Origin of the sequence: Streptomyces sp. NPDC058674, assembly GCF_042716505.1 — a bacterium.
Classification (GTDB): Bacteria; Actinomycetota; Actinomycetes; order Streptomycetales; family Streptomycetaceae; genus Streptomyces.
In genome coordinates, this window is the sequence record NZ_JBHXSC010000059.1 from 17,141 (window position 1) to 30,858 (window position 13,718).

General features: G+C 72.4%; 13 protein-coding genes and 1 pseudogene. 6 read left to right on the top strand and 8 right to left on the bottom strand.

Annotation, left to right across the window (positions count from 1 at the left end; translation table 11 throughout):
- Window positions 1-400: 400 nt before the first annotated feature.
- Window positions 401-2,362 carry an acyl-CoA dehydrogenase gene (locus tag ACFWU6_RS25680; RefSeq protein ID WP_383983283.1) on the bottom strand — a complete coding sequence of 654 codons (1,962 nt, stop codon included), beginning with the start codon at window positions 2,360-2,362 and terminating at the stop codon, window positions 401-403.
- A 263-nt stretch (window positions 2,363-2,625) separates the two neighbouring features.
- Here ACFWU6_RS25680 and ACFWU6_RS25685 point away from each other — a divergent pair, with 263 nt between their 5' ends.
- The 3 genes from ACFWU6_RS25685 to ACFWU6_RS25695 all read left to right on the top strand — a co-directional run bounded on the left by ACFWU6_RS25685 (window position 2,626) and on the right by ACFWU6_RS25695 (window position 4,887).
- Entirely contained in the window at window positions 2,626-2,889 is a 264-nt protein-coding gene (locus ACFWU6_RS25685) for a hypothetical protein (RefSeq protein ID WP_383804487.1), read from the top strand.
- Between the two features lie 133 nt (window positions 2,890-3,022).
- Window positions 3,023-3,373 carry a hypothetical protein gene (locus ACFWU6_RS25690; RefSeq protein ID WP_383804489.1) on the top strand — a complete coding sequence of 117 codons (351 nt, stop codon included), beginning with the start codon at window positions 3,023-3,025 and terminating at the stop codon, window positions 3,371-3,373.
- 83 nt (window positions 3,374-3,456) lie between these two features.
- On the top strand, window positions 3,457-4,887 hold the full coding sequence (locus ACFWU6_RS25695; RefSeq protein ID WP_383983285.1) for a protein kinase: 1,431 nt from the start codon (window positions 3,457-3,459) through the stop codon (window positions 4,885-4,887).
- Between the two features lie 73 nt (window positions 4,888-4,960).
- Here the strand turns inward: ACFWU6_RS25695 and ACFWU6_RS25700 are convergent, their stop codons facing one another.
- From ACFWU6_RS25700 to ACFWU6_RS25710, 3 genes are all read right to left on the bottom strand, one after another.
- Window positions 4,961-5,566, bottom strand: coding sequence for a GPP34 family phosphoprotein (locus ACFWU6_RS25700; protein ID WP_383983287.1), 606 nt, complete (start codon window positions 5,564-5,566; stop codon window positions 4,961-4,963).
- A gap of 181 nt (window positions 5,567-5,747) precedes the next feature.
- Window positions 5,748-6,221, bottom strand: a complete 474-nt coding sequence (locus ACFWU6_RS25705; RefSeq protein WP_383804495.1) for an MSMEG_6728 family protein — start codon at window positions 6,219-6,221, stop codon at window positions 5,748-5,750.
- 185 nt (window positions 6,222-6,406) lie between these two features.
- Window positions 6,407-6,670, bottom strand: a complete 264-nt coding sequence (locus tag ACFWU6_RS25710) for a hypothetical protein (RefSeq protein WP_383804497.1) — start codon at window positions 6,668-6,670, stop codon at window positions 6,407-6,409.
- 167 nt (window positions 6,671-6,837) lie between these two features.
- Between ACFWU6_RS25710 and ACFWU6_RS25715 the strand changes: the two genes are divergently transcribed.
- Window positions 6,838-7,095 carry a WhiB family transcriptional regulator gene (locus ACFWU6_RS25715; RefSeq protein WP_383804499.1) on the top strand — a complete coding sequence of 86 codons (258 nt, stop codon included), beginning with the start codon at window positions 6,838-6,840 and terminating at the stop codon, window positions 7,093-7,095.
- 53 nt (window positions 7,096-7,148) lie between these two features.
- Here ACFWU6_RS25715 and ACFWU6_RS25720 read toward each other — a convergent pair whose 3' ends face one another.
- A complete protein-coding gene (locus ACFWU6_RS25720) occupies window positions 7,149-8,525 on the bottom strand; it encodes an APC family permease (RefSeq protein WP_383983288.1) in 1,377 nt (458 codons plus the stop codon).
- Between the two features lie 235 nt (window positions 8,526-8,760).
- On the opposite strand from ACFWU6_RS25720, the gene ACFWU6_RS25725 reads away from it, so the two are divergent.
- Window positions 8,761-9,225, top strand: a complete 465-nt coding sequence (locus tag ACFWU6_RS25725) for a hypothetical protein (protein WP_383983290.1) — start codon at window positions 8,761-8,763, stop codon at window positions 9,223-9,225.
- Between the two features lie 229 nt (window positions 9,226-9,454).
- Window positions 9,455-11,149, top strand: coding sequence for an alkaline phosphatase D family protein (locus ACFWU6_RS25730; protein WP_383983292.1), 1,695 nt, complete (start codon window positions 9,455-9,457; stop codon window positions 11,147-11,149).
- Between the two features lie 25 nt (window positions 11,150-11,174).
- Here ACFWU6_RS25730 and ACFWU6_RS25735 read toward each other — a convergent pair.
- From ACFWU6_RS25735 to ACFWU6_RS25745, 3 genes and pseudogenes are all read right to left on the bottom strand, one after another.
- Window positions 11,175-11,358 (bottom strand): annotated as a pseudogene (locus tag ACFWU6_RS25735) (ATP-binding cassette domain-containing protein); the annotation flags it as partial.
- 414 nt (window positions 11,359-11,772) lie between these two features.
- On the bottom strand, window positions 11,773-12,123 hold the full coding sequence (locus ACFWU6_RS25740; RefSeq protein ID WP_383804505.1) for a PRC-barrel domain-containing protein: 351 nt from the start codon (window positions 12,121-12,123) through the stop codon (window positions 11,773-11,775).
- A gap of 323 nt (window positions 12,124-12,446) precedes the next feature.
- The gene (locus ACFWU6_RS25745) at window positions 12,447-12,863 is read right to left on the bottom strand and encodes a CBS domain-containing protein (protein WP_383804507.1); all 417 of its coding nucleotides are present in this window, start codon (window positions 12,861-12,863) and stop codon (window positions 12,447-12,449) included.
- Window positions 12,864-13,718 lie beyond the last annotated feature (855 nt).

Sequence of the window (13,718 nt, forward strand, 5' to 3'; positions counted from 1 at the left end):
GAGTTGGCCTTGAGTCGCTGGACCGGGGGGCCGCCGGCCGTGCTCGGCGTGTCGCCTGTGCCCGGCGTGTCGGCCGTGCCCGGGGGCGTGCCGGTGGAATCTGCGCTGGCGGCCGCGCGGCCGCCCGCACCGGTATCCGTGCTCATGGCTCCTCGTTCCTGTCGTGAGGGCGCCCACTCTCACGGCAGGTGACGCACACCACAATCGGCATGTGGTGCGGTAATCGGCTGGCAGAGCCGACGAGTTGTCGGGCACGAAGGGGACGTTGCGGGCCCACACACCGCTTCGTCCCCCTGGTGGCGAGCGGGGCTGTCAGCCGACCGGACCCGTGCCGGCGCCGTTGCGCTCCCTGCAGGCGTCGTCGAAGGCGGCGCACCCGGGGAGCGGCCTGCGGGGCGGGTCAGCCCACGAGGTCCGGCGCGCGCAGCACGGAGGACGGGATGCCCCACGCGTCGACGAGGTCGACCGCGAGGGGCCGCACCTTGCGGCAGAGGTCGTTGACCTCGCGGGTGATCGCCTTGGACCGCTGGACGGTCAGCCGCCCGTGCTCCATGAACCAGGCGCGGTCCGCTTCGATCGTCGACAGGGCGAACAGGTCGCAGAGCAGGGCGAGCGCCGCCTTCTCGCCCCCTTCGGGCAGCGCGCGCACCTTGTCGACGAAGGCCTCCGTCACCAGCCGCTCGACGTGCGCCCGGGCGAGCGCGATCACGTGGTCCTGCACCTGTGAGAAGACGGTGCCGGGATCGCGCTTCTGGTCGATCCCGTGCTTGATCCGCCGGGCGAGGCCGGCGAGCATGTGCTCCTCGCGGAAGCGGACCATGGCGAGCTGGTACTCCGAGTCGAGCAGGCCGGCCTCCCGGTCCCACTCGTCGCCACCGGGCAGCAGGTCGCGCACCCGTTCGAGCAGTTTGTGGGCCGACGTCCGCTCGAGGACCGTCTCGACGGCGAGGCCGGTGACGTAGCGGACCATGCCGAGCTGGTCGAGGTCCTCGAACTCGCTCGCGTGATCGGTGAGGAGCCCCTTGGCCACGAGTTGCAGCAGGACGTGGTTGTCGCCCTCGAAGGTGGTGAAGACGTCGCTGTCGCTCTTGAGGGCGGCGAACCGGTTGACGGCGAGGTAGCCGGCGCCGCCGCACGCCTCGCGGCACTCCTGGACGACCCGGGTGGCGTGCCAGGTGCCGAGCGCCTTGAGGCCAGCCGCCCGGGATTCGAGCCGGCGCCGCGCCTGCGCGTCGTCCTCGATGTCGGAGAAGACCGCGTGCAACTGCGTCCGCACGTCGTCCTGCGCGACGTGCAGGGCGTACGTCCGGGCGATGAGGGGCAGCAGGCGGCGCTGGTGCAGGCCGTAGTCCAGGAGCACCTGCTCCCCGGCGCCCGCGGCCGCCTCGAACTGCCTCCGGCGCACGGCGTACTTCGTGGCGACCGCCAGGGCGACCTTGGCGACGCTGATCCCGGCGCCGGCGACGCTGACCCGTCCCTGGACCAGGGTGCCGAGCATGGTGAAGAAGCGCCGGTTCGGGTCGTCGATCGCACTCTCGTAGGCGCCCTCGGGGGTGACGTCGGCGAACCGGTTGAGGAGTGCCTCGCGCGGCACCCGCACGCCGTCGAACCAGATGCGGCCGTTGTCCACACCGTTGAGCCCCATCTTGCGGCCGGCGTCCTCGATCCGGACGCCGGGCGCCGGCTCGCCGCCGACCCGCAGGGGGACGACGAAGGCGTGCACGCCCCGGGTCAGGCCGTCCACTTCCAGTTGGGCGAAGACGACGGCCAGTTCGGCGTGGCGGGCCGCGTTGCCGATGTAGTCCTTGCGCGCCTGGTCGTCGGGGGTGGTGATGACGAACTCCCGGTTCGCGGCGTCGTACGTCGCGACGGTGCCGAGCGCTTGGACGTTGGAGCCGTGCCCGGTCTCGGTCATCGCGAAGCAGCCCATGAGCTCCCCGGTGATCAGGTCCGGGAGGTAGGCGTCGTGGTGGCGCCCGGTGCCCAGGTGCAGGATCGCGCCGCCGAAGAGTCCGAACTGCACGCCGACCTTCACCAGGACCGACAGGTCGCCGAAGGCCAGCGTCTCGAACGCGGCGATCGAGGCCCCCACGTCGCCGCCCCCGCCGTACGCGGCGGGGAAGCCCATCCCGGTCTGGCCCGTCGCGGCCATCTTGACGACGATCTCCCGCACCCGCTCGCGGAACGCGTCGATGCCGAGCTCGTCGGCCTCCTCGAGGACGGAGGCGTAGGTCGCCAGGTTGGTACGGACGAGGTCGCGGATCTCGGCGTACTCGCCGTCGAGCACCGCGGTCAGCGACGGCACGTCGATCTCGGGCTGCGCGTAACGGGTCGCGGGGGCGGGGGTGTTCTCGGAGGCCATGCCGCTCCGCTACCCCGGCGGGAGACGATCAACCGGGGCCGGAGGAGTGGCAGGAACCGCGCGGGGGCCGCGGGACCGCCGCCAACGGTGCGCGGCGCCGGACACCGCGGGCCTGACCGGCGCTACTTCGACGACAGGACCTGGTGAGAGGATGGCTTCCGGAAGCGGGGCCGCCGCCACCCTGGCGGCGTTCGCCCGGGAGCGGGCACGCGCAGGTCCACCTGCCTACGGGGCCCGGCTCCCGGGGAGGGCAGGCAGGCGGGATGAGCACGATGGACGAGCGGGTGTACTGCGGTGACGAAGGCCACTGGGTCAGGCCGACCCCGGGACGGGTGTACGTGAGACTGACCGGCGGTCCTCTCGACGGCCAGCTCCTGGACGTCACCAACCTGCCCGACCAGGAGCGGGCCGACGGCGTGCTCCTGGCCACCGATCGCGGCCTGTTCGGCCCTGGCGGGCGTGCGCTCTACAGCCCCTCCGAGGTGGACCCCGAGGGCTCGTTCCTCTGGGACGGCGACACCCCCTGAGTCGTGGCCGGAGAGCGGCATGTCCCACTATCCAAGGAACACGCGCTCCGGCATCGCCGATTGCGGGGTGTGGAGGCTCGGATTCGGGGCATTTGAAGGGTAGCCAATCAAGCGCGTCCGGAGGGGGCCGACAGTGGTAGTCACCCACGCAGTCGACAGCGGTGTTCTGACCATCCGCCTGCACGAGGACCTCGACGTCAGCAGTCGCGGTTCGGCCCTGCGGGAGATCGAGGAACTCCTGCGCGGGTACCGGCCCCGGCAGGTCGTCGTGGAGATGGCCGGCCTTCCGGTCGGGCCGGTGAGCCTGAGCATCGTTCTGCGCGTCGAACGCTGGTGCCGGGAGCTCGGGGCGTCCCTGGACCTCGTCGCCTCCGCTCCGGAGGCCAGGCGCCAGCTCCTGTCGCACAGCAGGCTCCCCGTATGGGGCACGGTATCGGAGGCGATGCGGGGCGGCGCCGGGCATCCCGGTGAGATGGCCGCGTAGGGACGCACCGTTGTGGCCGGCGTGTAGTGCGCCACCCGTCGGGTAGGCGGGCGGCACTGCCCGCGAGTCGAGGAGGACCCCGCATGCCGGCCCGGACCGTCCCCGCGTACGGAGCACAGTTCGACGGCGATGCCCTGCTGGCGGGCCGCTACCGACTCCACTCCCCCATAGGGTCCGGCGGTACGGCGGACGTCTTCCGCGGCACCGACGAGGTGCTGGGGCGCGAGGTGGCCGTCAAGGTGTTCCGCCCCGGCACGGACACGGTCACCGCCGAGACCTTCTGCGACGAGGCACGCACCCTGGCCCGGCTCTCCCATCGCGCCCTCGTCACCGTCTACGACGCCGGCCGCCACGGCCAGGGCGCTTTCATGGTCACGGAACTCATCTGCGGCGTCACCCTGCGGGCCCGGATAGACGCCGGCCCGCTCAACTCCGTGCAGGTGACACGGCTCGGCGTGGACCTCGCCTCTGCCCTGGACCACGTCCACGCCCATGGCATCGTCCACCACGACGTGAAGCCCTCCAACGTCCTCCTGCACCACGACGGTTCCCCGCGCCTGGCCGACTTCGGGCTGTCCAGGACCGTCCACGACCGGTCCCGCAGCGGTTCCGAGACGCTGGTCGGCACGCTCGCCTACATGGCACCCGAACAGTTCCTCGGCCACGGCGCGAGTCCGGCCGGCGACGTCTACGCCCTGGGGCTGACCCTCCTGGAAGCACTCACCGGCCACCGCGAGTACCAGGGGACGCCCGTGGAGGTGGGCACCGCCCACCTGCTGCACCCGCCCCGGGTGCCCGCGGGTTTGCCGGACGGCCTCGGCAGGCTGCTCACGGCGATGACCGACCCGGAACCCTCGGCACGCCCCGACGCCGCCCGTGTCCACCTTCTCCTGCAGGACGTCGCGCACGCACCGGCCGCCTCGTCCGGGGCGGGCACGACGGTCACCGCGAGCACGGCCGGGCCGACGCGGTCGCCTACGGGCCGGCCCGAGCGGTCCGGTCCCGACGGGCCGCTCCCCGCCCCTCGGAACGGAGCTCGCTCGGACACCTCCACTCACCGCTCACCGCTGCCGTCCCACGCGGCCGCCCGGCATGCCGCCCGGCGCGGACAGCCGCCCGCACCGGTGGCGCGGCGGGCCCCGACCCGTCGGCGTGCGGCCGTGCTGGGCCTCACGGTGGCGAGCGTCGCCGGCGCCTGCACGCTGCTGCTGGGTGGTCTTCCGGCCGGGGAGACAGCGCCGCCCACCCCCTTCCGCCACCAGACGCCCGCGCAGGAGAAGGCCGAGGCGGCAGCCCCCCGGCCCGAGCCGTCCTCACCGCCGGTGCCCGAAAGCCCGCAGCCGACAGCCGTGGCGTCGTCGGCCACTGCGCACCCCCCGCCGTCGACCGCCCCCGCCGGCGCCGACATCCGGCAGCCGGTGAGCGCTCATCCGGTAGCACGTCCTCCCGCGGCAAAATCGAAGGACCACCCGGGGAAGGCCAAAGGCAGGAAGGGCAAGGGACCCTCCCACTGAGCGGGGCCGTGGCGCGCCCCGGCCGTCTCTCTCGCCTCGCGTCGGCCGGGCCGGAGGGCCTACGGCAGCCGGTTCACGGTCCGCGCCAGAGGTTGGCGAAGGCCGCGTTCTCGATGGACCGCCGCTGGCGTACGGCTTCCAGCTCCATCACCGCGTCGTGGACGGCGGCCACCACGGTCGTCACCCCCTCGTCGTCGAAGCCGGGCTCGTCGTCCGGCCGTCCGCCGTCGATGCCCACGGCCGAGGCCAGGGCGGCCAGGACGGGTTCCGCCTCCTCCCAGCGGGAGGCTGCCCGGCGGCGCGCGGGCGTATCGACCGGTTCCACGCGTGCCGAGCCGAAGGGCGACCGGCCGCTCCGCTTCCGCGTCAGCTCGCCGTCCTCCTCCAAACCGGCCTGGTACGCGGCCGAGAGGTCTCGGCCCCGGCGCCACAACCAGTCCTCGACCCGCTCGTAGGGGGGCTGCCGCGTGAGACCTGCCGCAGCCTCGCCCACGAGCCGGTCGTCCGGCGCGGGCCCCTCGCCCGGCACGATGGTGTCGCCGTCCACGGCGACGGCTCCCGCGCCGATGAGATCGATCAGCTCGGCTCCCGCGAGGGCGAGCGACAGGTCGCCCTGGCCGACGGAATGCTTCGATCCCGAGTCCATGGCAATGATGAACAGGTCTTTCGCCGTCGTCATGAACGGCTCCCCTCGAAGACGTCGACGCAGGTGCACTTCCGCCGGTCCGGCCCGCACCCGCGGCCGGCGCCCGACGGCGGGGCTGATGCCCCGATCAGTATCACCGCAACCCGCGCGGCCGAAGCCCGGGGCCGCGGTGCTTGCGCCGACGCCGGCGGTCCGCCGAGCACGCCGGCGCCGGTCAGGTCTGCGAATCCCGGTCGGAGCCGGGCCATACGTACGCCAGATCGTCCGGCACGCCGGGGAAGCGGTCGCGGTAGAAGGCGTGGTCCTTGCGGACCAGGGCGGACTGGTGGCTCCGGTGGAAGTCCGCTGTGCCCAGCCAGGGCGGCAGGTCCCCGTCGGCCGCCAACTCCTCCTGGGTGCGTACGCTCCCTCCCGGCAGCCACGTCCGGAAGTCCTTCAGCAGGGTCGTGGAGCACGTGTCGGACCGGCCCTCGTCCGTCCACACCCGGCACATGTCCAGGCCGTACCGGACGAGGGCCTCCTCGTAGCCGGCCCACATCCGCACCGCGGGGTGCCTGCGCCATCCGTATCCCGGGACGATCAGCCCCCGCAGGACCTGTACGGCCTCGACCCGCTGCTTGCCGAGCCGCCGTGCGTCAAGCGCCTGCGCCGACGCCTCGAACGAAGGGTAGGGAAGGAAGGTCTGCACGGAGCCGCATCTCCTTCGCCACGTGTCGATGGCCGGGTCGTACGCGGCCGGGGACCGCAGGGCTCGGGCCGCGACATCACGGACCTTTCCGCCGGAGTCAGTCTAGGCCCGGCCGTGGCATCCGACCCGGTTCCAGATGGGCGCGGCGGGGACGCAGGACGGTGCCTCGGACGGGGTCGCCTGCCTCAGGGCGCCGACTGCCGGTCCGAGAGGGCGTGGTCGTCCTCCGCTACAGCCGTGTACGGGCGGGCAGCGGTGCCCGTACCGCGTGCGTGCCGGGTGCCCCGGGGGCGGATCTGGGTCCATTCGGCGAACCACCAGGCTCCGGTGACCACGGCGGCCCACAGCAGTCCGCTGAAGAGGGCCGCCCGCCAGGACGCGTCCTCGCCCCACCTCTCCACTCCTGTCAGCGCTGCCCAACTGAGCAGGAGTACCACGGTCGTACGCACACGTCGATGGGTGAACATGGGACCCGCCTACCCCGCGCGCAACGCAATAGAAGCCGCGGTCGGCCAAAACAAGAAAGACGGGACAACTGGCCTCCCTCCCGCATGGATCGGCCGATGCCGGTCAGGCGAGCGGGGAATCATCCGGCAACCTGAATGGAGGCACGGCCATGGACTGGCGTCACGAGGCGGCCTGTCGGCAAGAGGATCCGGAGCTGTTCTTCCCCATAGGGACCAGCGGTCCGGCCTTGGTCCAGGCCGAGCAGGCGAAGGCGGTGTGCCGCCGCTGCCCGGTGATGGCCGAGTGCCTTCAGTGGGCCCTCGACGGCAACCAGGACATGGGCATCTGCGGCGGCATGACCGAGGATGAGCGGCGCGCTGCCAAGCGCCGTGCGGCCAGGACGGCCCGTCTGCGCTCGGGCAACTGAACCGCGGAAGGAGTCCGCGTCGTCTTCGGTGCCTGCCGGACGGGCCCCGCGGATCAGTGGTCGCCCTCCGGCCGGGGCGGCCCGTCCGGCAGCGCCGCCCCGCGGCGCCGCCGCCACAGCACGAGGAGGCCGAGCGCCACTCCCACGCCCATCAGGACCCCGCCCCGGATCCACACGGTCCCCTCGATCTGTGTGGCCAGGACGACGCACGAGAGGGCGCCGAGGACGGGTACGACCGTGGGCGCTTGGAAGTGGGTCGTGGCGGGGGCCGCCGACCGGTCGCGTCGCAGGACGAGGACCGCGGTGTTCACGATGAGGAAGACGGCCAGCAGGAGAAGGACGAGCGTGCCGGCCAGGACGTCGATCTCACCGGTGACCGCGAGCAGCGCGGACACCGCGGTCGTCGCGGCGATCGCCGCCCAGGGCGTGCGCCGGGCCGGAAGGACGCGGGTGAGGAACGCGGGGAGGAGCCCTTCCCGGGCCATGCCGTAGGCCAGTCGCGAGCTCATGATTCCAGTGAGCAGGGCTCCGTTGGCCACGGCGACCAGGGCGATGAAGGCGAACAGGCGGGGCGGTACGGCGCCGGCGGCGTGGACGACTTCGAGCAGCGGGCCGTCGGAGGCGGCCAGCGTGCCGGTGGGCACGGCCGCGGAGGCCGCCGCGCCCACGGCGGCGTACACGACTCCCGCGGTGACGAGTGCTCCGAACAGGGCGCGCGGATATGACCGCCCCGGGTCGAGGGTCTCTTCGGCCACGTTCACCGAGGTTTCGAACCCGACGAACGAGTAGTAGGCGAGCACCGCTCCTGCCAGCACCGCGGCTACGGGCGAGGCGGAGTCCGTGCCCAGCTGGGTGAGCCTTCCGATGTCGCCGTCGCCCCGGAGGACGATCCACGCACCGAGCACGATGACGAGCAGCAGTCCGCCCGTCTCGACGAGTGTGGCGACGGTGTTGGCCCGGGTGGATTCGCGGATGCCGCGCGCGTTCAACAGCGCGAGGAGGGCGAGGAAGACGACGGCGACGAGCACGACCGGCAGTTTGACGATTGTGGTGAGGTAGTCGCCCGCGAAGCCCCGGGCGAGCGCCGCGACCGACACCGTGCCCGCCGCCAGCATGCAGAACCCGGTGAAGAACCCGACGGCGGGCCCGTAGGCGCGTGTGGCGTAGTACGAGGCACCGCCGGCCCGCGGGTACTTCGTGGCGAGCTCCGCGTACGAAGCGGCGGTCAGGAGCGCCAGGAGCAGGGCCACCGTGAGGGGGACCCAGACGGCGCCGCCCGACTTCGCGGCCACCTCTCCGATGAGTACGTACACGCCGGCGCCGAGGACGTCTCCGAGGATGAAGAAGTACAGCAGGCGTGTGGTGAGGACCTTGCGCGGCGGTGTGCCGACGGCGGTGTCGGGGTCGGCCTGGGCGGAGCGGGAGGGCATCGGCCTCGTCTGTTCTGTCGTGGGGCCGCTCGGGTGCCGGTGGCGGACACCGCGGCGGGCCGCCTTTTCGGTCGGGATGTGGATCTGATGACCGGGGAGGGGCGGGCTCAAACGGGGCGTTTCCGCAGGAGGGGCTGAGGGCCCGGCAACCCGCCGCGGCTCTACAGGTGTAGAGTGCGATGCACCTCCCCCTCTACGGATGTAGAGGGAGGTTGGCCCGACCCGAGGAGTCACCATGAGCGCGACCGCCCCCTCCGTCCTCCGGCGCACGCCCCAGCCCGGGCCGATGCGACCCTTCACGGTGGGGGCGGGCGGCTTCCTGCTGCTGGGCGCGGGCCACCTCGCCCTGGTCGCCGCGGCGGCCTGGGGCGACCCGAGCCCGGACCAGGAAGCCTCCTCGGCAGCCATGCGGGCGACGAGCACCACGCTGCTGGGACTGGAACGCACCACCCTCGACGTCGTCCACGGCATGAGTTCCGTCATGGCCCTGTTCGTCGTCTCCTGTGCGCTCCTCGCCCTGTTCGCCGCCCGGCACTCCCCGGCCCTGGTCGAGCGGCGCACCGCCTTCGGGTGGACGCTCCTCGGCGCCTCGGTCGTCGGCCTGGCGATATCCGCCCTCTTCCTGCCGCCTCCGCCGATCGTCGTCCTCACCGTCACCACCTGCGCCTTCGCCCTGGCCCTGCACCGGGCAACGCCGTGACCGACGTCCCGGCGGGACCCCACCCAGCGAGGGGGGCTACCTCCACGGCGTGAACCCGCGGGCTGCGTTGCCCGTATGGCGGGCGAGTTCGCTCGTGATGTGCTCGGCGGTGACCAGCCGCAGGTTTAGCCCGGACGCCGTCCACGAGGTCGGAACCGGCCGGGCGATCGTTCAGTACTGTACGGAGCGGCCGTTCCGTACCGTGCGGAGCACCGGAAGGAGACTTGCGATGGCCGGTCTGAGGCTGGGCCCGCTCCTGCGGCACGTGGACTGGGAGTCGGGCACGAGCGCGACGGTGTGGGTCGAGACCGACCGGGCGTGCACGGCGGAGGTCCGGTGCCCGGGCGGCGCCGGTGGTTCGGCTCCCACGTTCTGCGTCGTCGGCCACCACTACGCGCTGGTGGTCGTGACCGGACTCGCCCCCGGGTCTGCCACGACGTACGAGGTGCTGCTCGACGGCGAGCGGGTGTGGCCCCTCGCGGACTCGTCCCAACCGCCCAGCACCATCCGCACGCCGCCGGTCCCGGCGTCGGGCGCGGTGGTCGCCTTCGGCTCGTGCCGGTGGGCGGCGCCTGCCGTGGGCGAGTCCGATCCCGTGGGCCCCGACGTCCTCGACACCCTCTCCGCCCGGCTCGCCGCCGACCCGGAGGCCGAGCGTCCGGACGTCCTCCTCTTCCTCGGCGACCAGGTGTACGCGGACGAGACGTCCGCAGACACCCGCGCCTGGATCGCCCGGCATCGGCGGGCCGCCGGCACCGGCTCCGCCGCCCCGCCGGACCAGGTCGCCGACTACGAGGAGTACACCCACCTCTACGACGAGTCCTGGGGCGACCCCGAACTGCGCTGGCTGCTCTCGACCGTACCCAGCTGCATGATCTTCGACGACCACGACGTCATCGACGACTGGAACACCAGCGCCGCCTGGGTGGCCGACATGAGGGCAACGCCCTGGTGGCACGAGCGGATCACCAGCGGCCTGATGTCGTACTGGGTCTACCAGCACCTGGGGAACCTCTCCCCCGCTGAGCTCGCCGAGGACACGGTGTACGCGGCGGTACTGGCGGCCGGCGACGGCACGGAGGTGCTGCGGGCATTCGCCGAACGCGCCGACGCCGACCCGGCGACGGTGCGCTGGAGCTACCGCAGGGACTTCGGTCGTACCCGGCTGCTGATGGTCGACACCAGGGCCGCGCGGGTGCTCGAGGAGCAGCACCGGACGATGCTGGACGCCGAGGAGGCGGCCTGGCTGCGGACGCAGGCGTTCGACGACCCCGGCGGCGTCGACCACCTGCTGGTCGGGACGTCGCTCCCCTGGCTGCTGCCCCCGATGGTCCACTTCGCGGAGGGCTGGCACGCGGCGCTCTGCCGGGGCGAACGCGGGCCGCGCTGGGCGCGCTTCGGTGAGTGGCTGCGTCGGCGGGCGGACCTGGAGCACTGGGCGGCGTTCACCTCGTCGTTCGAAAGGCTGACGGAGACGATCGCCGAGGTGGGGAGGGCCGACGCCGCCCCGGCGACGGTGTGCGTGCTCTCCGGGGACGTTCACCACGCGTATGTGGCAGAGCCCGTCTGGACCGCCGGACAGCAGCCGCGCTCCCGCGTCTTCCAGTTCACCTGCTCACCGCTGCACAACTCGGTGCCCACAGCCATACGGGCCGGATTCCGTTTCGGCTGGAGCCGGCTCGCCAACAGCATCGGGCATCTCCTCGCCCGCCATGGACGGGTCGCGAGACCGGTGATCCGGTGGGAGCGCAGCGGCGGACCGTGGTTCGGCAATCAGTTGATGACGCTGACACTGCGCGGACGTACGGCGCGGCTGCGGCTGGAAATGGCCTCGGCGGGTGCGAAGCAGGGGCGCCGCGGGACCGACCGCACGGGAGCGCGGCTCATCGGTGTCATCGACCGGAGTCTGACGGACGGAAGTTGACGACCCGCCGGGTGGTGCCCTCATCCGGGGTGGCGGCCAGGTCGTGGCCGCCTACGTGCAGTTCGTTGCAGTTCGCCGGCGTCGGCGGTGATGAGGGTGGAGAGGATGTTGACGGCGGTGGTCTTGCCGACGCCGTTCGGGCCGTCGAGGACCTTCGTGTCGCCGTAGGACTTGCGCAGCCCGGTCGCCGGGATGGCCGCGTTGGTCATGAGGAGCGATCCAGCGGCTCCGTGGCTTCCCCGCCGTGACGAACCGGCGGGCGCGGGCAGGATCAGGGCCTGAGCCCGGAGGTGGTCGTACCTCACGCCGTACGCTGCCCTGTGGGTCGTCCTGGACGAGACGGCCGTGCGCCGTGTCGTCGGCTCTCCCGACATCATGCCCGACATCATGCGCGGGCAGCTGGACCGCTGCGGCGTAAGGCCTCTCCTAAGCCATCACGGGGTAGGAGGTGCCATCGTCGCGGGGAGACTGATCCACCGGAACTGACCAGGGACAACGTGGCGTGTCCGATCTGCCAGGCTCCCGCTTCCGGTCACACCTCCGGTCCCCCGCTGGAATCCACCGTCCTGCCAACGGTTCAGCCCCTTGCGACGCAGCCCTCCGGCGGCAGCGACGGCGTGGGGTCAGATACCGATGTTACGGCCGTAGTACTGGCCGACCTCGTCGCGGTAGGCGGCATCGCCGCGGTGCTTGTCCTTGTCGTACTCAGGGGAGTTCTTGATCTGCTCCTTGGTCAGGTTGACCTGGATCTCCTCCTCCTTCATGTCGACGCGTACGACGGTGCCGGCGGGCAGGAGAACTTCCTTGCCGAAGATCCACGGGCCGGTGTCGACGACGATGTAGGAGGAGCCGACCTCCTCGGTGGCCTCGTCGACCTTGCCGATGTGCCCGTCGCTGGCCTCGACCTTGAAGCCGGCCAGGCTGGTGCCGGGCGTGTAATGCGACTCCGGGTTGTAGCTCCACATTTCAGTCATGGTCTTCTCCTTCTGGACGGGGGTGGTGGTCGCCAGGCCGCCGGTGTTCGGGGCCGCGGCTCGCCATCCCTGCCCGCTGCCCGCCCGGCCAAAGCACGGGGCTACGCCAACCGCCACAGCTGCCACCCAGACGGGAGACGTCCCCCGCGCCACAGCCGATCGAAACTGGACACGGCCCACACGGCGCTACCCGGTCATGCACGAGACCAGGCGCATCCGCCGTGGCCCGCCGGCGGCGCCGGCCGAGGCGAAGGGCCGGAAGGAGACCGGCTCTTCGCGGGCCCGGCATGTCGCACCGCCGAAGAGCCCGGGCGGCGGGGCGGTCAGTTCTGCGAGATCGCCTCAAGCAGGTCGCCGACCTTCGTGTCTGGCAGGGCGCGGGCGATGTCGGCCAGGGCGACGATGCCGACGAGCGTGTGACCATCGATGACGGGCAGCCGGCGGACCTGGTGCGCGCCCATCGTGCGCAGGATCTCCTCGGCGTCGTCGTCGGCGCCGATGGTGACGGCTTCGCCCTGGGCAAGTTCGCCGGCCGTAACCGCGGCCGGGTCCTTGCCCGCCGCGAGGACCTTCACGACGATGTCCCGGTCGGTGAGCATGCCCTTGAGCTTCTCGTCCGTGCCGCAGATCGGCAGGGAGCCGACCTGCAGCTGGGCCATCTTCTTCGCCGCTTCGAGCACCGTCTCCTGGGCGCCGATGCACGTCGCATCCGCCGTCATGATGTCGCGAGCCTTCGTCATCTGCCGTACTCCTTCGTCCTCGCCTGCACGGGTGCGGGCCGGCCCCCCGCTCAGGCGGACCGGTCACGGGCCTATGGGTGCCCGTTGCCCCCGACAGGTAACGACATTCACCCCACAACCACCCCCGCCCGTCCCGAACTCCTACGGGGCATACGCCGTTTTCATCTTCGAGAGCGGCGGACTAGGCGGACCCGAGCCCGCACCGCTCGTGCAGCCGGACATCGTGTTCGTGGCGGGCATCCACCCCGGGGAGCTTCCGGACCGGTTGGGCTCCGTGCGCGCGACCGCCGGGCCGCGACGCAGACGGGAACAGGCGCGGCTGTCCGCCGGCGCGCACCGCCGGGTGGTCCGGGGCCGGGTCCTGCGGCGATGGGTGGTCGTACGCCACGCAGAAGGGCGGTGACGCCCAGTTCGGCCATCCCGAGGTGCTGGGACGGCTGTCCCGCGGGACCCGGGTGGTGCGGCTGGCGAAGCAGGGACACGAGGTGATCCCTGGCCCGGCTCGACGGCCGCCTACGCGCGGCTGGTGGCAGGTCTGACGGCGGACGACGGCATCAGCTGGGATCCTGCGGACGACGCGGTGGCGCCACTGGCCGGCGCGCTGCTGCCGCCGGTCCTCGACGAGGTGCCGCAGGCGCGGCACCCAGTCACCGTCGTACGCCACTTCGACCTCGGCGCCCTCGTGGAGCGGACCCCGCCCGAGCGGTTGCGCTCCGCGGTGGCGGCGCAGCTCGCCCGGCTGACGTCGGAGACCGGACCTCGTCGCCGGTGCGCTCGTGCACACGCCGGTTGCGGATCCGGTCGGAGGTGCCGCGCTGGAGCTGGCCGGCTCAACCGTCCGGCCGCAGCCACCCT